General features: G+C 38.3%; 25 protein-coding genes and 2 pseudogenes. 26 read left to right on the top strand and 1 reads right to left on the bottom strand.

The genetic code is table 11. The annotated features are described in order from the left end of the window. Nucleotides 1-245: 245 nt before the first annotated feature. The 10 genes from AB1K89_RS07205 to AB1K89_RS07160 all read left to right on the top strand — a co-directional run bounded on the left by AB1K89_RS07205 (nucleotide 246) and on the right by AB1K89_RS07160 (nucleotide 7429). Nucleotides 246-1313 carry a replication-relaxation family protein gene (locus AB1K89_RS07205; protein ID WP_413054097.1) on the top strand — a complete coding sequence of 356 codons (1068 nt, stop codon included), beginning with the start codon at nucleotides 246-248 and terminating at the stop codon, nucleotides 1311-1313. Nucleotides 1314-1372: 59 nt separating this feature from the next. After that, the gene (locus AB1K89_RS07200; RefSeq protein ID WP_413054096.1) at nucleotides 1373-1579 is read left to right on the top strand and encodes a hypothetical protein; all 207 of its coding nucleotides are present in this window, start codon (nucleotides 1373-1375) and stop codon (nucleotides 1577-1579) included. A gap of 5 nt (nucleotides 1580-1584) precedes the next feature. Beyond that, complete coding sequence (locus tag AB1K89_RS07195; RefSeq protein WP_413054095.1) at nucleotides 1585-2079, top strand: hypothetical protein; 495 nt, start codon at nucleotides 1585-1587, stop codon at nucleotides 2077-2079. A gap of 280 nt (nucleotides 2080-2359) precedes the next feature. Continuing rightward, nucleotides 2360-2548: a hypothetical protein gene (locus AB1K89_RS07190; RefSeq protein WP_413054094.1), complete on the top strand. Its 189-nt coding sequence runs from the start codon at nucleotides 2360-2362 to the stop codon at nucleotides 2546-2548. A 271-nt stretch (nucleotides 2549-2819) separates the two neighbouring features. Then, nucleotides 2820-3050 (top strand): DUF3953 domain-containing protein, encoded by a 231-nt coding sequence (locus AB1K89_RS07185; protein ID WP_413054093.1) that lies wholly within the window; start codon nucleotides 2820-2822, stop codon nucleotides 3048-3050. 136 nt (nucleotides 3051-3186) lie between these two features. Beyond that, the gene (locus AB1K89_RS07180; protein WP_413054092.1) at nucleotides 3187-3420 is read left to right on the top strand and encodes a hypothetical protein; all 234 of its coding nucleotides are present in this window, start codon (nucleotides 3187-3189) and stop codon (nucleotides 3418-3420) included. A 165-nt stretch (nucleotides 3421-3585) separates the two neighbouring features. Further along, nucleotides 3586-3999: a hypothetical protein gene (locus tag AB1K89_RS07175; RefSeq protein ID WP_413054091.1), complete on the top strand. Its 414-nt coding sequence runs from the start codon at nucleotides 3586-3588 to the stop codon at nucleotides 3997-3999. A 21-nt stretch (nucleotides 4000-4020) separates the two neighbouring features. Further along, the gene (locus tag AB1K89_RS07170) at nucleotides 4021-5691 is read left to right on the top strand and encodes a type IV secretory system conjugative DNA transfer family protein (protein ID WP_413054090.1); all 1671 of its coding nucleotides are present in this window, start codon (nucleotides 4021-4023) and stop codon (nucleotides 5689-5691) included. Nucleotides 5692-5831: 140 nt separating this feature from the next. Beyond that, on the top strand, nucleotides 5832-6653 hold the full coding sequence (locus AB1K89_RS07165) for a S1 RNA-binding domain-containing protein (protein ID WP_413054089.1): 822 nt from the start codon (nucleotides 5832-5834) through the stop codon (nucleotides 6651-6653). A 65-nt stretch (nucleotides 6654-6718) separates the two neighbouring features. Then, a complete protein-coding gene (locus AB1K89_RS07160) occupies nucleotides 6719-7429 on the top strand; it encodes a hypothetical protein (RefSeq protein ID WP_413054088.1) in 711 nt (236 codons plus the stop codon). Between the two features lie 913 nt (nucleotides 7430-8342). On the opposite strand, the gene ccsB is transcribed toward AB1K89_RS07160, so the two are convergent. After that, nucleotides 8343-9542 carry a c-type cytochrome biogenesis protein CcsB gene (gene ccsB / locus AB1K89_RS07155; RefSeq protein WP_413054087.1) on the bottom strand — a complete coding sequence of 400 codons (1200 nt, stop codon included), beginning with the start codon at nucleotides 9540-9542 and terminating at the stop codon, nucleotides 8343-8345. 361 nt (nucleotides 9543-9903) lie between these two features. Between ccsB and AB1K89_RS07150 the strand changes: the two genes are divergently transcribed. From AB1K89_RS07150 to AB1K89_RS07075, 16 genes and pseudogenes are all read left to right on the top strand, one after another. Continuing rightward, entirely contained in the window at nucleotides 9904-10701 is a 798-nt protein-coding gene (locus AB1K89_RS07150; protein ID WP_413054086.1) for an alpha/beta hydrolase family protein, read from the top strand. A gap of 180 nt (nucleotides 10702-10881) precedes the next feature. Further along, nucleotides 10882-12055: pseudogene (locus tag AB1K89_RS07145) on the top strand (IS110 family RNA-guided transposase). Between the two features lie 422 nt (nucleotides 12056-12477). After that, the gene (locus tag AB1K89_RS07140; protein WP_413054085.1) at nucleotides 12478-12816 is read left to right on the top strand and encodes a hypothetical protein; all 339 of its coding nucleotides are present in this window, start codon (nucleotides 12478-12480) and stop codon (nucleotides 12814-12816) included. 340 nt (nucleotides 12817-13156) lie between these two features. After that, nucleotides 13157-13366, top strand: a complete 210-nt coding sequence (locus AB1K89_RS07135; protein ID WP_413054084.1) for a hypothetical protein — start codon at nucleotides 13157-13159, stop codon at nucleotides 13364-13366. A 127-nt stretch (nucleotides 13367-13493) separates the two neighbouring features. Further along, entirely contained in the window at nucleotides 13494-14114 is a 621-nt protein-coding gene (locus tag AB1K89_RS07130) for a class I SAM-dependent methyltransferase (RefSeq protein ID WP_413054083.1), read from the top strand. 109 nt (nucleotides 14115-14223) lie between these two features. After that, nucleotides 14224-14799, top strand: a complete 576-nt coding sequence (locus AB1K89_RS07125; protein ID WP_413054082.1) for a histidine phosphatase family protein — start codon at nucleotides 14224-14226, stop codon at nucleotides 14797-14799. A 179-nt stretch (nucleotides 14800-14978) separates the two neighbouring features. Continuing rightward, nucleotides 14979-15245 (top strand): hypothetical protein, encoded by a 267-nt coding sequence (locus AB1K89_RS07120; RefSeq protein ID WP_413054081.1) that lies wholly within the window; start codon nucleotides 14979-14981, stop codon nucleotides 15243-15245. 774 nt (nucleotides 15246-16019) lie between these two features. Next, on the top strand, nucleotides 16020-16592 hold the full coding sequence (locus AB1K89_RS07115) for a hypothetical protein (RefSeq protein WP_413054080.1): 573 nt from the start codon (nucleotides 16020-16022) through the stop codon (nucleotides 16590-16592). Nucleotides 16593-17451: 859 nt separating this feature from the next. Further along, nucleotides 17452-18701: pseudogene (gene ltrA / locus AB1K89_RS07110) on the top strand (group II intron reverse transcriptase/maturase). A 162-nt stretch (nucleotides 18702-18863) separates the two neighbouring features. After that, the gene (locus AB1K89_RS07105; protein ID WP_413054079.1) at nucleotides 18864-19088 is read left to right on the top strand and encodes a hypothetical protein; all 225 of its coding nucleotides are present in this window, start codon (nucleotides 18864-18866) and stop codon (nucleotides 19086-19088) included. A 145-nt stretch (nucleotides 19089-19233) separates the two neighbouring features. Continuing rightward, nucleotides 19234-19713, top strand: a complete 480-nt coding sequence (locus AB1K89_RS07100; RefSeq protein WP_413054078.1) for a hypothetical protein — start codon at nucleotides 19234-19236, stop codon at nucleotides 19711-19713. A gap of 104 nt (nucleotides 19714-19817) precedes the next feature. Continuing rightward, the gene (locus tag AB1K89_RS07095; protein ID WP_413054077.1) at nucleotides 19818-20240 is read left to right on the top strand and encodes a hypothetical protein; all 423 of its coding nucleotides are present in this window, start codon (nucleotides 19818-19820) and stop codon (nucleotides 20238-20240) included. A 140-nt stretch (nucleotides 20241-20380) separates the two neighbouring features. Then, on the top strand, nucleotides 20381-20563 hold the full coding sequence (locus AB1K89_RS07090; RefSeq protein ID WP_413054076.1) for a hypothetical protein: 183 nt from the start codon (nucleotides 20381-20383) through the stop codon (nucleotides 20561-20563). 125 nt (nucleotides 20564-20688) lie between these two features. Then, nucleotides 20689-21177, top strand: a complete 489-nt coding sequence (locus AB1K89_RS07085) for a hypothetical protein (RefSeq protein ID WP_413054075.1) — start codon at nucleotides 20689-20691, stop codon at nucleotides 21175-21177. 170 nt (nucleotides 21178-21347) lie between these two features. Continuing rightward, complete coding sequence (locus tag AB1K89_RS07080) at nucleotides 21348-21545, top strand: hypothetical protein (RefSeq protein WP_413054074.1); 198 nt, start codon at nucleotides 21348-21350, stop codon at nucleotides 21543-21545. Between the two features lie 316 nt (nucleotides 21546-21861). Beyond that, nucleotides 21862-22518: a GIY-YIG nuclease family protein gene (locus AB1K89_RS07075; RefSeq protein WP_413054073.1), complete on the top strand. Its 657-nt coding sequence runs from the start codon at nucleotides 21862-21864 to the stop codon at nucleotides 22516-22518. Nucleotides 22519-22646: the final 128 nt, after the last annotated feature.

Raw genomic sequence — 22646 nt, 5'->3', positions numbered from 1 at the left:
TACCCAACAAATTAACGGCATTTTCGGGTGCAATATAAGGATTCATATCAAAATGCAATGTTGTACCCGATTTAAGCATTATATTGTACCCGTTGCTTCCAATTTGAAATTACGGAGGAAGTGGCTTTACAGAAATTCAGTCGAATTGGACAAATTCAAGTGGTTTAGTTGAGGCAATTCGTAACACCGTGTAGAAGTGACCGAAAATAAACAGCCCTTACGAATTAACGAAAGGAGAGGATTCAATGACGCGGGTCAACAAAAAACAGGTGGTGAAGATACTCCAACCTTTGGATATTGCGATACTGACGGGACTCTACGAATACCGTGCATTGAGTACGGAGCAGATCATGCGACGCTACGAACTGTCACGGTGGTACACGTACAAGAAACTCCGCATCTTGCGGAATTCCAGATTGATCAGCACGCATCCAATCAGCGGCTATCTAGTGAATCAGAACAGACAAGGCTCATATCACCGTATCAGTGAGACGGGTATTTCCTGCTTGCGAGAGCAGGGGGTGCCTGTTGAACGGCGAGCAGACCAATTACGCATCAACGTCCGTCACTTACCTTTCCTTCTTTCCACCAATGACGTTATGATCGATTTGGAAGCGTATGGTTGGCAAATGGAAGATAGCAGAAGTGTGAAAGCAAAATTGAAACTGAACCGAGGAGCGAATGTACAAGGGATGCTGAAGAGTCCAAGAGGAACAGAATATCTCTTCTACATGTTTCTTCACGGCGTAGGAATGAAAAATCTTATGAAGGTGTCCAGCGAACTGATGGATGTCAGCAATTCAAACTACATCCTGTTCGCCAAAAGCGCAGCTAGCTACAAGACAATCGTCGAGCACCTTTCAACCAATACGTCTATCATCGTCCAATGCCAAAGCCTGAAAGTTTTCCCGTACACGTTCGCGAAATACTATTTGCGCCATTTTGAAGATGAACAAAACGTTATGAGGTTTCTGGAGAACTATGAAGTATACGACTTATCCTTTAAAACTAATTTTAAAGATACCCGAAAGAAAATATACGATGGATTGGAGCGAATCATCCGTCACGAAGGTGAGGAAAAGTATCTCGTGAATCTACTCGATACCGATTTGGTCAAAATCTACAATGTCCGTCAATACCGTAAAGAAATGTACGAAATGGACGGTCGTAAAGTGCTCCTGATTACCACTTCCATGACGAGGCGCATGCACGAACAATTACTAGGCGAAATCCATCATGTCGATTACCTTGAAATTGATTCGAGGGAGCTGATCGATTATCTGAAGGCAATCCAACCCGTTACTTCTATATAAAGCGTCCTTTGAAATGCATTCTGTAGTTACACAAACTAACTTATGAAAGGGGAAGTTACATGGAAACCAATAATCAAGTCATTCCCGAACTACTAGAAATGACAAAACTCACAGCACACGAAAAGTTCCTCAATAATGAAATAGCCGTACATCTCGGCAAAAAGGAGCAAAAGAGAATGTACCGAACCATGCGCGAACTGTTGACTGATGAACTCGTATTCGTCTTGAATCTGGAAGTGTCGAGTGCTCGAAGCAGAAAGGGTTGATTCTATTGCAAGTTATTATAGTGGCGATTAGTTTTCTAACGGCAGCATTGGGCATTACATCCATGTACAATGCCGTCTATATCCCGACATCAAAATTGATCCTTATTTCTGGGTTAACAGTCACGGTCATCTATTTCATCGTTAGGCGACTTCAACAACAGAAATATAAGAAACTGGATAGGTTAATGTCGTTGACACTGTCCCTGTTAGCGGCCATGTTTCTTTCGAGCCTTGTTCATGCAGCGTGGAATATGGAAAAGTTCCTTTCTCGATTAACGATGATGAAAATGACTTTGGTGTTGCTTGTGACAGTTGCTGTTTATTTAAACGTTGTCTTCATCCGGGCCGAAATATCATACAAGAAGAAACGTGGCAACCAACGAATTGAGCAACAGCCGAACAAAAGTTATTTTGAAAAACGTAAGGAGGAAAGGGAGAGAATAAAACGGGGTGATGTCAGAATCGTGCTTGGTGCATCAACTGATAATGATGATAATTGATCAAAAGTTGAAATTGCAGTATATTTATTTGGGTTGAGGTGGCATTGGAATATTTTGAAATGTAAGATATAATTCTGTTTATAGAATGGCTAGGAAACTTCTGGTGTGTTATAGCTAGAGAAATGCCCTTTATTCTTGAACTAACGAGGCAGGTTTATTGAAGAAGGGTAATCACAATTGCGTTTAATTACCATTGCAAATTGTTTTCCTAATGTTGATAATCAATATAGAATTCGTCAACATCCGTGCTATCAAAGGAAATAGTAAAGGGGTTAAATGCATGAAAACAAAGGTCACTGTAACTCTAAATGATTACGAAATGAAAAAACTCAAGCTAGTAGCGGAAATGTATGGGAAGAACGTTTCGGCAATCGCAAAATTAGGCGTACAGCTTTACCTTGATCGATTTATTGATTTTGTATTAGAAGAATTAGAAGAAGAAAAAGAAAGATCCTCCATTGTGCATTAAAATATCTTGGCGTGGCGGTGTCTAAAGAGGGCTTGCAAGCGGTAAATCATTAAAATTAATCTCGAATTGCACAAGGAATAACAGCTACACTAGTATTTTTTGAGTTTAGCATCCTCGACCAACGGTGTGCTTTCATTCAAGATCATTGGACTGCTCTTTATTCTTATTGAACTAACGTGACAGGTTAGTTCAATAAGGAATTCCATTTTTATAACAAAAAATAGAGTTCTAAATGATATGATAGAATTTGAACAGGGACTTAATGGGAGGAGTGGAAATATTGAAAGTATTAAGAGTTATCTTATCAGCTATTGTTATAGCATTAGCAGGTTATGGTCTAATTACTAAAAACTTTGAGTTTATGCCATATATGATATTGTTCTTAGGTGTGTTTATGTTGGTTACGGGGGTTTCGGAACTACAAGCAAAAAAGAAAACAAGCGCGATATTTTCTATCCTTGCGGCTACATTTGCATTTTTTGTTGCCATTTACACTTTTTAAGCTAACGGGTGCTTTACTTGAAGATCGTTGAGTTGCTCACACAGCTCTTTTTTCTTCTTGAACTAACGGAGCAGTTCAGTTTAACAAGAATACTAAAATGAATTAAATGTAAAGCGTCTAAATTGGGGAGTGAAACATGAAAATAATCCTTTGGCTTGTAAATGCTGTTATGTTATTTGGTGTTTGGTTGTTTGCATCTGTCTTTCTGGCAGGGGATGAATGGTGGTCCTTATACACTTATAATATGGAGGAAATATCTCCTTTCAATTTAGAAATATCTTGGCTAAATGTCTTTATATTTGGATTCATTTCCTTAGCAATTTCTTTTTTCCTTGTGAAGATAACTTCAGTAAAAAAAATAACAACTTAGTTCTTCTTCAGCTAACGGGTGCAGTGTAAGGTTTAAAACAACCTCATTATATTTTAGATGATAAATAAAAAACATGTTGCAAACCTATACAAAACACGTTTAATTCAGCCATTGAATGAAACGTGTTATTTTTATTGTCATTTTACCGAAGGAGGAAATCGCAAAGTGTTTTTTAAAACTAAAGTAAGTAGAAATAAGCTTCACATCTACCCGGAAGTTGAAGCCCACGTTGCAAAACAAAGCCCAGCCGAATTAAATGAGCTGGGTTTTCTTGTACTTCAAACTTCCATCCAGCTATTAAGAACGTTGAAAACCAAAAATTACAGCAAGAAGATGAGGTTTTGGATTCAACGTATTTCACACGATGTTCAAAGACTACCTGAACTGTTGTGGGAGGTGAGTGATCAATCAAATCATTTGAAGGTTAAACAGCAGAGTAAAGAGGATTTACAGTTACTAAGACACAGGATTTCTAGAACACTCCACACCCTTTTCAGTTTTAAAGATACAAAACGCACGCCTTTCAAAATGGATTCGATTTATGAATTCTTCGGCAAGTGTGATTGGAAAAAGAAATGACATTGAGAGGAGGTGAGTCAAATGGGAATGCCTATTGTATGGCAGGGAAGTGACTGTTTTACTCACATGTTGGCAGTTGGACCGACCCGTTGCGGTAAGACAGCTACAATATTGAAACCGATGATTTATCAATTGCTGCTTCAAAAGAAAAGAGGTGTCCCTTTAGGGCTATCCGTTGTTGAACCCAAAGGAGATGTGGCTGAAATGGTGAATGAAATGTGTTACGAAATGGATATCCCTTGCATCCATGTAGACCCGAACAAGACCGATTCTGCCAGTTTCAATCCGATGGAAGGAGAAACCGATACTGTGGCGGAGGCGACGGTCGTAGTATTGAAAGGGTTATTCGGCAAGCAGGATGCATTCTTTGCAACTGTACAGGAACTGTCGGCCCGGAATGTCACCAAATTGCTGAAAGAACTGCACGGGGACGACATGGATATTATCGATGTGATGAATACGTTGCGTGACCAGCACGTCCTACAGCAAAAAGTGGCGGAACTCAAGCACAGGGACGGAATGACAGATCTTGTTCATTTCTTTGAATCGGAATTGCTCGGCAGCATGCGTGAGAAGTACCAGCAGTTCGTTATAGGTTTACGTGCGCAACTTGAAAACATTGTCAGTAACGAAGCCTTACGAACCATCATGACAGGAAGGAGCGATGTGAACATTGATGAACATTTGGAAACAGGCGGTGTCCTAGCGGTCAATACGGCACTTGGTAAGCTTAGAAAAGCCGGAGATGCCTTTGGTCAATTTATGATCATGCACCTGCAGAACGGTACATTCAGGAGACCGGGAACGGAGGATACACGTATCCCCCATTTTTTAATTGTAGATGAATACAGCCGATACATTAATCCAGACGTTGAGATTTTTTTATCACTCGCTGCCGAATATCGGGTAGCGGGTATCTTTGCGACTCAATCGCTCGGCCAACTTGAAATCGAGTCGGGAAATCTTGGTCCTAGGGCAATGAAGCAAGCGATTCTTACATCATGTAGAAACAAAATTTGTTTTGGGGGCATCTCTGCACAAGATGCAAAGGAATTCGCGGAGGAGTTCGGCAAGGACAAGGTCATTATGAGGCAGAGCACTTACAAGAACCGTGTCTTGCTGCCCCGCTTGTTTCCAGATTCATATCGTGACACAGAGGATGAAGAATACCGTTTCGATCCAACTGATTTGAAGGACGGAATACCTCGATTCAATTTTGTTCATAAGCTTCTTCGGGATGGCACACCCCAGAAGCCCGCTTTGGCAAAGGGACAATTTGTTCCACGCAATTGGAAAGAGCTAAGGGAGTGGGAGGATGAAGCTTCTGGCAATAAATTGAGTAATATTATAAGTCGGTTCAGACAGCGCATTGATAAGAAACGAGAAAAAACGACTAAGGATAAAAATACGGAGCAAACGCTTGAATTTGAAACACCAGCTCAACCCAATATCCAGCCGGAACTTAGTCCGCTGCACTCCTTCGAGGCAATAAGTAGTGATAAATCACCTACCGCTATACAAAAAGAAAAGGTAGAACGAGACGAAATTATGTTCCGACCTATAAATAAAAAGGAGGCTGAACCTGCACCGATGCCAAACGTAAAAGTGTTAGTCACCAAAGAAGAGGAGGTTAAGGAAGAACAGAAACGAACTGGGAGTGCAATCAAATCGAATGACGGCTTTTGGGATTAAGGGCTCGATGCAAACGGTAGTTGTTTCCTTATGTCAATCCAAAAAAATAAGGTTTTCAATTTCCCAGCACTGTTCAATTAAGGGCAGTGGTTTTTTATTACTTTTAAAACACAAAAACTAATGAAATGGAGAGATTTGAAATGGCTGAAAACAACGTACAAGTATTAATTGAGGGTTTTGACCCGTCGAAAGTGGAAGCGGTAAATAACTTTGATAAGGATTGGAAAGAGGTCTATGGTGCACATCAGAACAATTCCATCATCCAAGCACCTATCGTCGGTATTGAGAAACTGCTTGATAAGCCGTGCGCAGTGGTGAGTGTAGGGAATATTCGGGGATACATTCCTATGGAATTTACAGGAGCAGCCAACCTTCGTCACTTACGTGCCATGACAGGCCAATCCGTTGCATTCAAGGTCTTGAATTATGACAGGGAAGCGGAGGTTTTCACAGGTTCGAGAACTGCTGCATTAGATCACATGGCAGCAATCACGCTAAGGAAAATAGAAGTTGGGGACGAAATCATTGCAGTTGTTCGCAGTGTCAGCCCCTCACTTGTCCGTGCAGATATTGGAGGTATAGAAGTGAAGATTCCTCTCGAAGAGATCAGGTATGGTTGGATTGACGACTTAACCGAGGAGGTCAAGCAAGGTGACCACCTAAAAGTGAAAGTGTTGGAAATTAACAAAGAAGAGAAGACCGTGACTGTCAGTGCAAAGGCATTGCAGGATAACCCTTGGCTCCGTTCAATTGGTCGATATACCTCTGGCAACGAATACGTTGGCACGGTCTCTGGTGTCCGCGAATACGGTGTGTTTATTAACCTGGAGGCAGGTGTAGATTCATTGGCCCGTCACTTGAAATTTCAAAATGTTAAAAAGGGTGATCGAGTGCTTGTCCGTGTATTGGAAACTGATGCACAGAAAGAGCAAATCCGTGCTCGTATTACGCGGGTGCTGTAAATAACAATGGGGTGCGTCAAATCGACGTGTCCCTTATTCAATATAAATTAGAGGAGGAACTTCACATGGATATCAGTCCATATTCTATATCGCACAAATGGTCCTTGCATTGGACACGAATACCATCCAATATTAAACGATCGCCTTTTGTGAATGGAGAATCACCGAAAGAACGCAAGGCGTTAGAAGCACTAGCAGCTGTTGGATTAATTGGCGGAAACCAAATTACCCGGTTATTTTCTTTAGATAAGAAACGAATAAAGCGGATGGTAGCCGAGAAGAAAATTGTTCGTCATGAAATCCATCGAAACAAGCAGGTCAAACCTGTTTATACTTTAGGAATTAATGGGGCAGTCGTTGCCGGGCTGGATGATTGTTATGAAAGTAATTATTGGGTCGAATACAAAACAGAAGATGTTTTGAAACGTCTTCTGTTCTTTCAATTATATAAACATTTTTCGGAATCAAAAGTTCAGCCAACACAGGAACCGTTCATTGGTGCCATACAATTTCAAGGCAAACAAATTTATGTGTATGTAGTACGAGGTGAGATAAACGATCTGCTCATGTATTTTAAATGGAATGGGAAACATTTCGACGAGCGACTTATCGTTATTACTGAATCAATTAAGCATCTACAGCCAATAAAGCCAATTGCTAATACCCTTAAAATGAGGGTTACTGTTGACGGGGATTTGCTGAAGGATATTGAGGATACTCAAAATCCCTTTTATTTTTTTGATGAAAATGGTCAGTTTGTTAATGAAAGAATATAGAGTGTGAATATTATCATAATTTGTATAATCGTGGGGTATATTCTATTTTGGAGTAAAACAGGATACTTGCTATAATCGTATGTAAAAAATAATGATAAAGAATAGTTTGTTAATTTTTATTAACAAACAGGCAACAGGCAGATGTTGAACAACACCTAGATATCTAAGTTCATAAGAAATATATGGCTTATCGAACTAGGAAGTCGGATTAGTCCAATAAGAATTAATTATATCAAGTAACAGCCTTATAAGTTACTTGATAAGGCGAGGGTTCACGTTCAAAACCAACAATATGACCAATCATTATTTTTAGCATATTCTAATCACCCTCTCCATATTATCTGCCTATACGGTGATTTATGCTAAGGGATATGGAGAGCGAAGGAACAAACAATAGGAGGAGCCGAACGTTTCGGATCCTCCTTAAAGGAAATACAAAATAGTATACCAATTATAGAATTCATATTGGAATATGTTGTATAATAAAATCACGGTTCATTCAAGCTGAGCTATTAAATTTATAGGGAGTATTTCTATGATAATATATCTAACAGTTTTCTCTATGCTTGTGTTTTCAGCGGCTATGAGTGCTGCAATTGGAGCTTTATTTTACGAAGTAAGTTACAAATTTTTACCTTCTACAATCATTCAACATATATTAGGAGTGGGGTTGTCGGCACTCCTAAGCTATTTAATGATAAAACTGGTCAATTTAGGAGTTTGGTATTTTTACGTGGCTACCATAGGGGTGGCATTAATGTTATACATTTTGTTTATTGTATGGTGGAATAAATATTTCCGAGCACACTTTTAAAAACTAACGGAGGTTAGTTCAATAAGAAGTTACAAGAGCAAATCAAAAAGAAGAAGGAGTAAATCCCTCTTCTTTTTTCAAATTTTTTTTTCTCATTCCCTAGGCATAGGAATGTAGTCCTGCAATTACAAGATTAACGAAGATCTGGTTGAACATAATAAGACCGAAGCCGATGATTGCCATCCAAGCAGTTCTTTCTCCTTCCCAACCCTTTCCAATCCTTAAATGTAGCATTGCAGCATAAAATAAAAAGGTGATCAATGCCCAAACTTCTTTTGGATCCCAACCCCAGAATCGGCTCCAAGCATATTGTGCCCATATCATTGCAAAAATTAGCCCACCTAGTGCGAACAAAGGAAAACCAATGACGACAGCTCGGTAGGATATCTCATCCATTGTTTCAACATTTACTTTATTAGTGAGAGGTTTTAGTAGAGAGATGACTTTTCGTTTCGTAAGGAGACGTAACAATATATAAAGCACGGTCCCTACCAGAAAAGACCAAATTATTGTATTCAATTGGTGTGCATCAATTGAATTAGGAATCTCTATCACTCCATTTTTTTGATCGACGACCTTGTAAGAGTTAGCATCTTTTGCTTGAACAACTTTAGAGTCTTTAGGAACAGTAATAGTCGGTAACTTATAATTGGATACTTCTATCTTTGATTCATGATTTTCAAATTGTAGGTTTTTATTATAACCCATCGCACCGAATGTGCTTGTCGTTGCAATGAAGCCTACTACTACAACTAAAAAATACATGACAAGCTCTAGATAGAAAGTATTCTTGCTCGTTTCGGCAGGATTAACTGTTTTTAATAGATAGATAATACCTGACACGAAGGCAATAGATAACACTGCACTGGAAAAGGCTACTGTAAGTACATGTATTGTTAACCAATTACTTTGTAACGCCGGGATAAGGGGCGTAATTTCTTTCGAAAATGCATTAGCATAGCCCAGAATTATGAGTGCAACCGGAAGGGTGAACAGTCCAATTACAATTTGATGATATAAATAATACATAATCAGGGAACTTCCGACGAGCATAATGGCAAAGAAAGTCATGAATTCATACAGGTTGCTTACTGGGGCGTGTCCAGCAACGGACCATCTTGATATAAAGTAGACAATTTGCAAAACAAAACCAACCGATGTTAATGTTATTCCGAGTTTTGGAAAAAACTTTCTTTTCGTACCTACTGATAAGCCCAAAGGGATAATTGCTATTAAGTAGATAAAAAACGAAATATATAATGCCGTATTACTTAAACTAACTAATGAACTTGTAGACATGATGCCACTCCTTGTAGTACCTATTTTTTCGATGTCTTTAATAGAGTAAACTGCAAATTATTCAAAAACCCCAGTTTAATCCAGTGTAGCATAACATATAAAGTACGGAAAACGAATTCCGACAATTTAATGACTTCTTAAAGTATATAGATTGTTAAATGATAAGACGTCTTCAACGTTTATGTCTCGTAACAACCAAGAACTTGTTTTTCAACTAACGGGTAGCTTTACTTGAAGAGCGTTAAGCTGCTTAGACGGCTCTTTTTTCTTGTTCAACTAAAAGAGCGGGATAGTTCAATAAAGAGGAGTAGTGGTTCTTCTTGTTGAATTAAAGAGGTGGCGTTAGAAGGGAGTTTTTATATTGACAAAATTTTTTCATATACCTTATGGAGATCACCCGTCCCAATTCGGTGTATTGCGTTTGCCAGATCACTCTGGACTCAGTCCAGTAGTTGTTACAATTCACGGTGGTTTTTGGCAATCAAAATACGGTCTTGAAGAAAACACACCACTTGATGAAGATTTGACTCGTCGTGGTTATGCAACTTGGAATATTGAATATCGTCGAGTCGGAGAAGATGGTGGGGGTTGGTCAGGAACATTTATAGATGTTATAGATGCTGTGAATCACCTCACTCAACTTGAGGAACGATTTCAGCTCGACCTCTCACGGGTGGTTATTCTTGGGCATTCAGCAGGGGGACACTTGGCCCTTTGGCTGGCATCGAGGTATAACAAAGTTCTAACGGACGGGATCGGTAATACTCTTCTTATACCTATACGGAGTGTAATAAGTTTGGCAGGGGTTGTGGATTTGAGAAAGATGTGGGAAATCCATGAAGAAAAAGGGATGGCTAGTCCAGTAGCTTCATTTATTGGCGGATCACCCCTTGAAGTATCTGAACGTTATAGGCTAGCTTCACCGATAGAATTGTTGCCTTTGAATGTCGAACAAATATTAATTCATGGTGAATTAGATCGCCATGTTCCAGTTGATTTGAGTGTTGAGTATCATCGTAAGGCTATTGAACAGGGCGATAAAGTTTGTTTGGTGGTACTTCCAGAGGTGGAACATTTTATGGTTATTGATCCGTCATCATCGGCATGGAAGTCAGTGACCGATTCACTAGAAACTTTAAAAGTAAGTTCATGTTCTTGAACTAAGGGGGGCTTACTTGAAGATTGTTGGGCTTCATAGACGGCTCTTTTTTCTTGTTCAACTAACGGAGCAGCATTCCTGTTTGAAGGATTTGCGCCATCTTGAAAGAAAAAGAGCCCTCTTGTATGATGCTGAGTGTCAACGTGGAATTGACCCATCATCAAACAGGAGGACTACTCTATGTATTCTAAGTGGAATGAAAGGCTAAATCAAGTAACTGAAAACACATTAATTGTCGGGATGGATATCGCCAAGAGTACTCATTACGCATGCTTTGTAGATGAACGCGGACGTATACTTGAGAAAGCTTTTGCCGTACATCAATCCAAAGAAGGATTTGAAGCATTATATCAAAATGTACTTCGTGCTATGAAAGTACATGAGAAAACTGATGTTATCGTAGGGATTGAACCTACCGGCCACTATTGGATGAACCTTGCTTATTTCTTGGATTCCTATGGAATCCCGCTTGTAATGGTCAACCAATTACACGTCAAGCGTTCAAAGGAACTGGATGATAACTTACAGACAAAGGATAAGAAAGATGCAGTAGTCATTGCTCGGCTCATGAAGGACGGGCGTTTCAGCTATCCCCGCATTCTAAAGGATATTGAGGCGGAGTTGCGAATTGGCTCTACACTTCGTTCAAAGCTGACAGAGGACTTGGCGAGCCTCAAAAAAACACCGTTGCCACAGGACATCATAGGGAAGACGGCTGAAGAGTTAGTCTTTCTCTATCGTCGGGTAGAGGGGATGAGAGCGCCGCAATTACCAAAGGCAAGACTTCTGGTTGATGTAGCCAACCAATCTATCGGGTTGACGGAAGGATCGCAGATGGCACGATTCGAAATCGCCACTCTCATCCGTCAGTACCGATTGTTAGAGGAAGAATTAGAAGAGGTAAATAGCCAATTAGCCGAGTTGGCTAAGTCTACAGGAGAGTATGTATACCTCTCCACTGTACCCGGCTTAGGGGATGCTACAATCGTTGATCTACTGTCTGAAGTCGGTAGCTTTTCAGATTATGAAGATCCACGCCAACTCATCAAACTCGCGGGATTAACATTGCGTGAAAATTCTTCTGGACAACACAAGGGACGAAAACATATCTCTAAACGAGGGCGGAAGAGGTTAAGGAATGTTCTATTTAAAGTCATCGTTCCACTAATCAGGCACAAAACGGCTACATGAATACTACACGACTCGCCAACAAAATCCCCTACGGGGAAAACAATCGATGGTCGTGCTATGCGGTAAATTACTGAAAGTGCTACATGGAATTTGTAAGAAGAAAGTTCATTTCAATGAGCGGCATATGATGAACGATCTCCACTGTCTCGCAACGGCAACGTAAGACATTTCAAATCAATCTATCTATGACAAAAAGGATGACACGGAGAAGCCAGCACAGTACTAAAACTCAGACCAAGAGTCCCTGGGGCAGCTTAGCAGGCCTCTATCTTATGAATAGACCGAACGAAGGAATGTCAGCGCTCAGACGCCAAGAGACATGGGAGGGTACGTCGTCATAAGCATCGCAGAGATCCATTGTGCATCAAATAATGGTTTAGAAAAGCTAATGTTTTCCATTATTTTTAGCGAAGCGTACTCTCATCTTGGATATTGGAGTGAGTCTCCGAAAGGATTAACCTTAGAGAAAGTCAAATAAGCTAAAAAATAATAGATAACCTTTTTCAAGTAACGGGTGCTTTACTTCAAGAAGGATTAAAGCTTTTTTAACTAACGAAACAGATTAGTTCAACAGGGAGTGTGAATATGAAATCAAATAAACTAAAATTAGTAATGTCAAACCTAATTATAATTTTTTTGTTAATAGCTTGTAATCAAAAGGTGGAAACTGAATACTTAGATGCAAATATAGCCAAGGAGAAATTGGGTGAAGAGTTGGATAATCCGAATAGTGTGTTTAGACAAGATGATTTAATGGTGACGTCAATTGGAATAGATGAAGAAAATAATACACTCGAAGTAGGTCTTTTAGTGTTAAATAGAAAGACAGAAAAAAAATTTAAGGCTACTTTTTTTGAGGATATATTGCATCACAAAGAAGTTAAGTTGAAATTAGTTCAGCAAGAACCAGCTGTGGCACAATAAGTCCGTATTTTTTCGTTCGTTCTTAGTAATGAAGGTTAACGGTTAGACGATTTTTATTTGTCTTATAATATCCTTCCTAATTTCAGTTATGTTAATATACATTTCGATAATATATGAGTTATTTTCTTATTGCACTAAGGGGTGCTTTAGTTCAATAAGGGTAATTAATATCAACGCTCATTTCTGAGCGTTTTTTTCTTTTGTTGAGCGATAGCGAAGGATACCCGAGAAGGTTCGTTTCGTTTAATTTTAGAAGGAATTTGGATATTGTGTGGTAAAATAAATCTAAATATTGTGAAAAACATGTGGTGGATTATTCCGATAAGAGAGGAGGGGTAAAGTGAAGAAACTAGCAACCATAGTGATTTTAACTTTCTTGTTAGCGGGTTGCTCCAGCGAAGAAAAAATAATTGATGAATTAAAGTCCGAAGTTGAAGGTCAGTATAATATCGTTATTTTTGATGACGAGATGACTTCTGGTGAACTTTTTTGTATTTCAGCTTATTGTAGTATTATGAAAATAATGTTAAAATTACATCAACTCCATTGAAAGGCGTGATAAATTATGAAAAACCTTTTTACTTGTGACCGGAAAAATCATTTTGTTGGAGTTCATTACGAGTAATTCATAAAACATTTGAATGCTCGTAAATTTTAATCTCATTGGAGGGGCATTCATGTTAAGCAATCAAGGGTTTGATTTGTGGGCTGATAACTATGATAAAACAGTTCAGATCAGTGAGGAGAATAACCTGTATCCTTTTGCCGGGTATAAGAAAATACTAAACGTTATTTTTAACGAAGCCATGCAAAAGGAGAATTCCGATATCTTAGATATTGGTTTTGGAACAGGTGTATTAACAAGTAAACTATATAAAAATGGACACCAGATTGATGGCGTAGACTTTTCCTCGAAAATGATTTCTATTGCACAATCTATAATGCCAAATGCGAATTTGATTGAATGGGATTTTTCAATGAGCTTACCTCCTGAGTTTCTTGGGAAGAGGTATGATTCCATAATTAGCACCTATGCATTGCACCACTTAACAGATGAAAAGAAAATAACTTTTATAAACAACTTAATACCTTTGCTCAAAAAGGACGGCAAAATTTTCATTGGTGACATTTCTTTTGAAACACGAGAAAAACTTAATAAATGTCGCCTGGATAGTATTGAATATTGGGATGATGATGAGTTTTATTTCGTTTATGATGAAATTAATTCTTCATTAGAGAACGAGTGTGAATTTTATCCGATATCTCATTGTGGTGGCGTGTTCATTATTTCAAAGTAAAACATGCTTCAAGGGAGTGGCAAGCTAACCTTTGCCACTCCCTTTCTTTAATACTGTAATTCAACTAACGTAGCAGTTTAGTTAAAGAAAATGAATTGGTGGTTATGGGATGGACTTAATATTTATTCGACACGGACAGGGAGAGCATACATTGGATTTGCCCAGGAGCCTACAGCATAGAGATCCTTCATTAACTTCTTTAGGTATTGAACAAGCAAGAAAATTAAAAGCTCAATTCCAGTTAATTGAAGAGGATGTCATTTTCATTAGCCCAATTAGAAGAACATTGGAAACAGCGACCATTTTTAGTGAAGATGTAAATTGTCGTAAGATTGTTAGCCCATTAGTATCTCCTCGAATGTTTCCTATTCTCCCTTACAAAAAGACGTTACCTTGTGATAAAATCCTTAGCTTAGAAAGAATAAAAAATGAATTTCCAACCTTTGATTTGGATTTGGAGTCTTCGGCTGAATTGTGGAGCAATGGCATTAATACTATGGCTGAACAAACATTTGAAGATTTAGCACGTAGTTTTATTAGGAGATGTAAAAAACTAAATAATGAAAGAGTCTACATCATTTCCCACGATGGTACGATTACTTCATATCGTCAAATAATTACTGGGAACGTCTTATCCCGAGAGGATTTCCCGGGAGAAACTGGTTGGTTCCAATTTAGCTGTTAGAAGTCTAATTTATTAAACTAACAGTCGGTAATCCTTAAACTTCAGTCCAGTATTTATTAAGCTAACGGGTGCGTTAATCCAAGAAGGAGTACGCACCTTTTTCGTTGAATATATTGAACTAACGGTGCAGGTTAATTTAAATTTTATTTAGTGTCCACTAATTTATTGGGGGAGATATTTTGATTACTCGAAGTTTACTCTTAGCTTTTATAGGATTATTTTTAATAATGGTCTCTGGTTGTTCAAATGAACGAGTGAATAAGGAACAAAAAATAGAAGTTCAAATACGACTTGATGATGAAAAAAATTATAAAGACTTCAAAGAAATTACGGATAATGCTGAAGTCCAAAAAGTGAAAGAGATATTATTTGATATTGAATGGGAAAACACAAAAGTTCATATGGAACATCCTGCGGATTATAGGTTTATATTGGCGAAATTGTAAAGAACGAAAATGAATACGTTAAACTCAATGAGGAAAATTCAATTATTTTAATTGAAACTTTAACGTATGAATTTGTTTCAGAAAATCAGGTTTTTGTGGGTGTAAAAGGTAAGCTAGGTATCCTTAACAACAACTTTAAAGAAAATGAATTTCAAAAGACTGTATGGCATTTTTAGGGAGAATCGGATGAAATCAAAGGAGTATTTCGTGTAGAAGGAACTCATTTAGAAACGGGAGAAAAATTCCCTATATTATTTAGTGGACCAAACATAAAAAATGCAACGTGGGAGTTTAATAATGGATTTACTCAACCTAACTTAGGAGCGACTAAAACGTTGCCGTCATATGCTGGGTTTAGAAAATCGGGGCTGTGGGAACTTTCTGTGTATATTGATAACAATCATTTGGGAAAATTTATGTTAGAGGTAAAATAAGCAGTATACCTAGTATTTAAATTGCATGGTCTCTAAAAAGGGGTGGCAAGGCAATGAATAGAACACAAATTGGCATTGGTATAAGTTTTTTTGGTTTAGGTATATTGACAAGCTCCGTACTTTATCCACTGGGATATCTAGAATCTGTACTTATATTTCGCATAATGATTTCTATCGGAGTTTTCTTCACACTTCTTGGATCATTTATACGCCCCACAATAAAGATGAAAGATAACTAATGCATACAGACGGAATGAGGCATTTAGAGAGGATGTCTAATTGAACTAACGCAGCAGTTTAGTTGAACAAAAGGAGAAGGAATCTTTAGGGGGGGATATAAGTGAAAAATCGGAAGTTTGTAATACCATTGTTAATTGTAATCACATTAATATTTTTTTTAAGTGGGTATAGGTTTACGGCGTTAAGTGCTGCTAAAAGTAATTCTCACCTTCCAAAAGATGCAGAGTTGATGGAACAATATGAAACGGATTCATTCGGTATTTTTTTATTTAATATCGCTGAAGAAGAAAGATATCAAACTGTACTATCTGAAAAGTCAGGTGTGTTTTTTCGTAGTAGTGTATCAACCGATATTCCGTATAGTTCTGATAAAATTCAAACGGTTGGAGGTATGAGCGTTATCACTAGTAATGGTGAAGTCACCTTATTGAGTGTAATCTCATACGATGAAGAAGTCGCATATATAGAGGCGGGTGTCGAGCCTTATGTGGAAAGAAAGGAAGTAAACAAAGGAGAACGTATTTCTTTCTTGTTCCCTTTTAGTAAGCAAATAGATTTTCTTTACCCAGTAGCATTTAATAATGACGATAAAAAGCTTTATTATTACGGCTACCCAAAAGATACAAATGTGCTTTTAAGCGAAGATCTTAAGTGGCATAAAATCGATGAATAATAATAAATATTTTTCACTAACGGGTGCTTTAGTTGAACAAGCGTAAGGATCCATTATAATCTGATTGGCTTTTTAGATGTTAAATCAAATAATGCTTGTTAACCACAGAAAACACGTTCCTTTCTGCCATTGAATGAAACGTGTTATTTTTATTGTCTTTATTTTGGAAGGAGGAAATCGCCAAGTGTTTTTCAAAACTAAATGCTATAGAAATAAGCTGAATATCTACCCGGAAGTTGAAACTCATGTAGCAAAACAAACCCCAGCCGAATTAAACAAGCTGGGTTTTCTTGGTGTGCCCAGCATGGGCGTAGTCTATAGGGTGCAAGTCCCGAACCGCGAAGGCAGAAGTAGCGGTTAGCCTAACGCAAGGGTGTCCATGGCGACGTGGAATCTGAAGGAAGTGGGCGGCAAACCTCCGGTCTGAGGAACACGAACTTCATATAAGGCTATATACGATTGGGTGAGTTTGCCAAACAAGACAAAGCCCATTCTGCCGAAGGTCGTATGTAGTAGATGAAGCAGATAGGTGGAGGGAAAGACTACGTTCTTACCTGGGGAGGTCTGATTGATACGCCAAGTACACTTGGTAACCTATCCAGTGATGGATAGCTGAACAATCAGAAGTCAGCAGAAGCCATAGTACCATTCGAACTCGAGAAGAATGGGAAGGGCTGAACAATTAAGAGAGAACAACATCTTGGCATTCAGCAACCTGTGAAGAACACAGATAACCGATAAGGCATGCCCGAAGGAGGAAGTGGTGAATCCCACTGGGGACTTCGGGATGGTGGAGCAGGACTGGCATAAGAAGAACCGTTGTTCACGGAAAGAGGCGTAACACATGTTGATGTAGCGAATACTATCACGTGAAAACTTGCTTTCTGCCCTAAAACGGGTGGAGCGCAATAAAGGAAGCCACGGTGTGGATGAGATGCCTGTACAAAACCTACGGAAGCATTTCCTGAAACACTGGGATTCCATGAAAATGGAACTCCTTCAGGGAACCTATGAACCGCAACCTGTCCGCAGGGTCGAAATCCCGAAACCTGACGGAGGCATGCGTCTATTAGGCATCCCTACCGTGATAGACCGCTTCATTCAACAGGCGATAGCCCAAGTGGTAACTTCCCTATACGACCCTACGTTTTCAGACCATAGTTACGGATTTCGACCAAATCGAAGTGCCCATGACGGAGTGAGGAAAGCGAAAGGATATATACAGGAAGGAAATCGTTGGGTTGTCGATATAGACCTGGAGAAATTCTTTGACAAGGTAAACCATGACACAGGCTCATGGGGACACTTGCGAAAAGAATCAAAGACAAGCGTCTTCTTAAGTTGATCCGTAAATACTTGAAATCGGGCATCATGATAAATGGTCTCGTGACAAACAGTGAAGAAGGTACTCCGCAAGGAGGATCATTGAGTCCCCTTCTCTCCAACATAGTCCTTGACGAACTGGATAAAGAGTTAGAGAAGAGAGGTCACAAATTTGTCCGATACGCTGACGACTGCAATATCTATGTGAAAACAAAGAAAGCAGGGATTCGGGTCATGAGTTCCATCACCTCTTTTATCGAAGGAAAGCTTAAGTTGAAGGTGAATCTAAATAAATCCGCAGTTGACCGTCCGTGGAAGAGGAAATTCCTTGGATTCAGTTTCACGAGTGGTAAGGAACCGAAGGTTCGAATCGCCAAGGAAAGTGTGAAACGGATGAAGAATAAAATCCGGGAAATCACTTCAAGGAAGAAACCTTACTCCATGGAATATCGGATAAACAAACTTAACCAATACCTTATGGGTTGGTGTGGATATTTCGCTTTGGCAGACACGCCAAGCGTGTTCGTTAAGTTCGATTCCTGGATTAGAAGAAGACTCCGGATGTGTATATGGAAGGATTGGAAGAAACCTAGTACAAAGACGCGGAAACTCATTGGATTAGGCATCCCGATAAGGAAGGCATATGAATGGGGAAATTCACGCAAGAGCTACTGGAGAATTTCTAAAAGTCCTATACTACACAGAACCCTCGGGAACTCCTACTGGAGTTCCCGAGGGCTCAAAAGTCTAATATCTCGTTACGAAGCTTTGCGTCAACAATCTTAATTGAACCGCCGTATACCGAACGGTACGTACGGTGGTGTGAGAGGTCGGGAGTTAATCGCTCCCTCCTACTCGATTTGAAGTTATTGAAGTAACGAAGCAGTTTAGTTTAACAAGAATGCTAATATGAATTAAATGTTAAACGTCTAAATTTGGGAGTGAAACATGAAAATAATTCTTTGGTTGGTAAATGCCGTTATGTTATTTGGTGTTTGGTTGTTTGCTTCTGTCTTTCTGGCAGGGGATGAATGGTGGTCCTTATATACTTATAATATGGAGGAAATATCTCCTTTCAATCTAGAAATATCTTGGCTAAATGTCTTTATATTTGGGTTTATTTCCTTAGCAATTTCTTTTTTTCTTATAAAGATAACTTCAGTGAAAAAATAACAACTTAGCTCTTCTTCAGCTAACGGTTGCTTTAATTGAAGATCATTGAGCTGCTTGGGGCTCATATCTTCTTCAACTAACGTAGCAGTTTAGTATGAAACAAATCGACTAGGATTCCGTCTAATCGTAAAAGGGGGTGGGAACGATGAGAAGATTATTTATCATTGTTTCTATAATTTTAATTTTTGGGCTATTTGGCTGTGTAACAAATAACAACAATGAAGAAAGTGTAAGTGGTAAATCGAAAATTATGAATGAGTCTAAACAGGTGGATGATTTCAGAGTATCAATAAGTGTTGAAAAAGACCTAAATGTTTATGCCACCATTACTTATATAGGAGAAGCAGCTGAAAAAGATATATATCATGGTGGAAGTATTTTTTTCTTTAATGTTTATCAACTTGATGGTGATTTTGAATATTTTGGTGCTATGGATCAACCATTATTAACAACAACACTGATTCGAAATGAGCCTCACAGAGTAAAATTTAAAGGGATAGAAAAAATTAAATTAAAGACGGGTACTTATGAATTTGAAGCTATTGCTGATTTTTCCTTAGGTTCAAATGATGTATTAGGAACAAAAATTGAAATTCCTGTTTCTAAAATTAAGGAAGTTAAATAATTCCTTGTTCAACTAACGGGGCAGTGTTTAATTCAATAAGAATGATAAAATGAATTTAAAGTAAAGTAGCTAAATCTTTTAATGGTTTATGGAGGTGTGAAATTATGAAAAGGTTCTTAACAGCAGCACTATCTGCTATTTTATTTGCAACAATATTTTCCTGGTATTTCTTTGTACCTAATTCTCAACGGGAACCTAATGTTTATTATTCTGGTTTTTTAGAAACGTTTTCCTTAGCCATTATTTATGCTGGACCTGTTTTTTTTCTGGTAGGATTACCTCTTTCGATTTTTATTGATAAGTTAGTTGCGAAGTTTAACAAAAGTTTAAAATGGACACGTTACTTTTTCGGGTTAGGTTTATATTCGTTAGCTGGTATACTTTTTGGTATTGTTTTTCTAAGTATACTTAATCCAAAGATCTATCTAGAAGATATTATTCCATTTTCACTATGCTGTTTTATAGCGTCTAATATTTACTATCACTTGTTATTGTCGGTTTCGAGGATAGATTCAGTATTCAACTAACGGGTGCTTTACTTGAAGATCAGAGCTGCTTAGATGGCCCTTTATTCATGTTCAACAAAAGAAGTTTAGTTGAACAGTGTTGTTTAACTTGTGTTCAACAATCGGGCCAAATTGTTGTAGAAGAATTGGAGTGATAAATAATGACAAGTCAAGTTTTTGGAATGATTGTTATTTGGATTGCAGGGTTATTCATCCTATATCTTGTAATTTTTAAAGCTGTCAAAGACGGTATTAACAGTTCTGTTGTAGGTCAATCTCTCGATAAAACGTCTAATCAAGGGGAAAAGAAGAAATCCTGGCTTGACGATGATTTGGATAATTAACTGTTTGTTTTATAACTGCAAACTGGCGCTTAATCGGCACAAAGAAGCGTCCGTTTTTCATTATCGGACCAGTTTGTGGGGGGCTGGCAATAACTTAATGATAAATTGAAAGGAATTGATTCAAGATGAAGAAGAAGTTTATGTATTCAGCAGTCTTTGCGGTAGTCTTAATTTTGTTATCGTTTTATGTTTACAAAAGTATTATATATTATACGGTTCCTTACAATCCTATTAAAGAGTACGCATCTGAATCCTTGGTTGGTTTTCATTTTACAAAACACCCTGATGGTGGTGAATCAGTCGATGTAAAATGCCAAGACACGAATAGTTGTGACGAAGCTTTGAAATACCTTAGCGAGTTAAATTTAGTACCTTTAAAGCAGAAGGCAGCGCTAAAAAGGTTCTCTAAGCAAGAAGATACAACACATTTTACAGGTGAATTAGAGTTTGACCAACATAAAGTGATCCTTATTTCGGATATACTTGAAGGAAACCCTACTTTCCTCCATTTCAGTTCTAATATACCTGGTTTCAAGGGTGGATATTATAAAATTGAGGAATCCAAGTTTGACTATGATTATATTTATAATTTGATTAATGGTAATGGGAATTAATGGTATATACTTATGTCATTATCGGGCACGATTGTTTAATAAGCGTCGCTGTTCTAATTCAACTAACGGGTGCTTTACTTCAAGAAGGAGTAAAGCATTTATCCTTATTGAACTAACACAGCAGGTTAGTTCAATAAAGAGTTGAATAACTTATTCATGGAGGTGTCCGCTTGAAAAAGATATTGCTAGGCTTAGTTGTTGTAATGGCAATGATGTTTTTATACATATATCAGTCGCCTATTATGAGTACAGTTGAAGAGATAACCAATGCAGAAAGATATTTGCAAAACCCACCAAAAGAGTGGAGTAAGTCAATTTCTTATGTTGACTTAAAGGAAATCCCAATAGAAAACGTTAGTGCTGGCTAAATCAAAAGAGCGGGTTCTGGAATCAATTAACGAATAGAATGCAGTGGGAGGTAACAATAAAATACAATGACATTGAGCCAACGATTGTTATGGATGCCTATACTGGAAGTTTTATTGATATATACGGACCTTTAAATTAAAGTTTATACATTCTAAGTTGTTCAACTAACGGGCTTTATTTGAAGATCTGAGCTGCTTTGACGGTTCTTTTTTCTTGTTCAACTATTGACCGTTAATCAAATAATTGTGATGGTTTTAGCCTATCCCCATAGTTTAAACACTTCGGAAATGGAGACACTGGCTAAGAGGTGAGAAGATGACTCGAAGACGACGCAAAAATTCTACTTCGGAACAAATACTTTTCATTGCATTCGCTCTATTCTTTGCAGTCTCAATCCTTTGGCAACTCTACACGCAAAATCGATCCTTTTTCATTGGTGCATCCGTTGTAATTTTATTGATTGTATTGAGAATTTTCAAATGGCGTCAGAAGCGAATTGAAAAAAGAAGGCAGGAGCTGTTATCTTACAACAGTGAAACGCAAAAGAAATGGGTTCAGAAGATGATTTATTCCATCAATCGGGTCCTCGATTTTGAAAAGTTCGGGATTACTAGCAAGGAGAAAGCAGCGAAGAGGCAGGCAAAACTTACTTTCTATGAGTTGTACAACGAACGAGAGCTAGGTTATGTCTATGTAATTCAAGAAGAGGGGAACGGACTCATCAAGATTGGGAAAGCGAAAGACCCGATGAAACGAATTCCGAATGGTTTAGGCGCGAAGAATCCTTACAGGTTGAAGGTGGTGCACCTGATTCCCACAAATTTCGACCGTCAAGTGGAGGGGTGGCTGCACCGACATTTTGAAAAGAAGCGGATGAACGGTGAATGGTTTCGCTTGTCAGCGGAGGATCTCTCTTGGATTAAAGAAGGAGACTATCCACTCGAGCTCTTAGAACTTATCAATGGTAATTAGTACGAATAGACGATACATAGGAACCCGCTAGGGTTCTTTTTTTCTTCTGTGGATAAAACCGATGTATAATAGGGAGCAGCTAGGGTAGTATACATAAATTTGGATACCTGTTTCATTTACTATCCTCT

This window comes from Sporosarcina pasadenensis (assembly GCF_047228845.1).
In the GTDB taxonomy this organism is placed as follows: Bacteria; Bacillota; Bacilli; order Bacillales_A; family Planococcaceae; genus Sporosarcina.
Note: the sequence above shows the minus strand (reverse complement) of the source record. Positions and strands in the feature narration are given on the sequence as shown.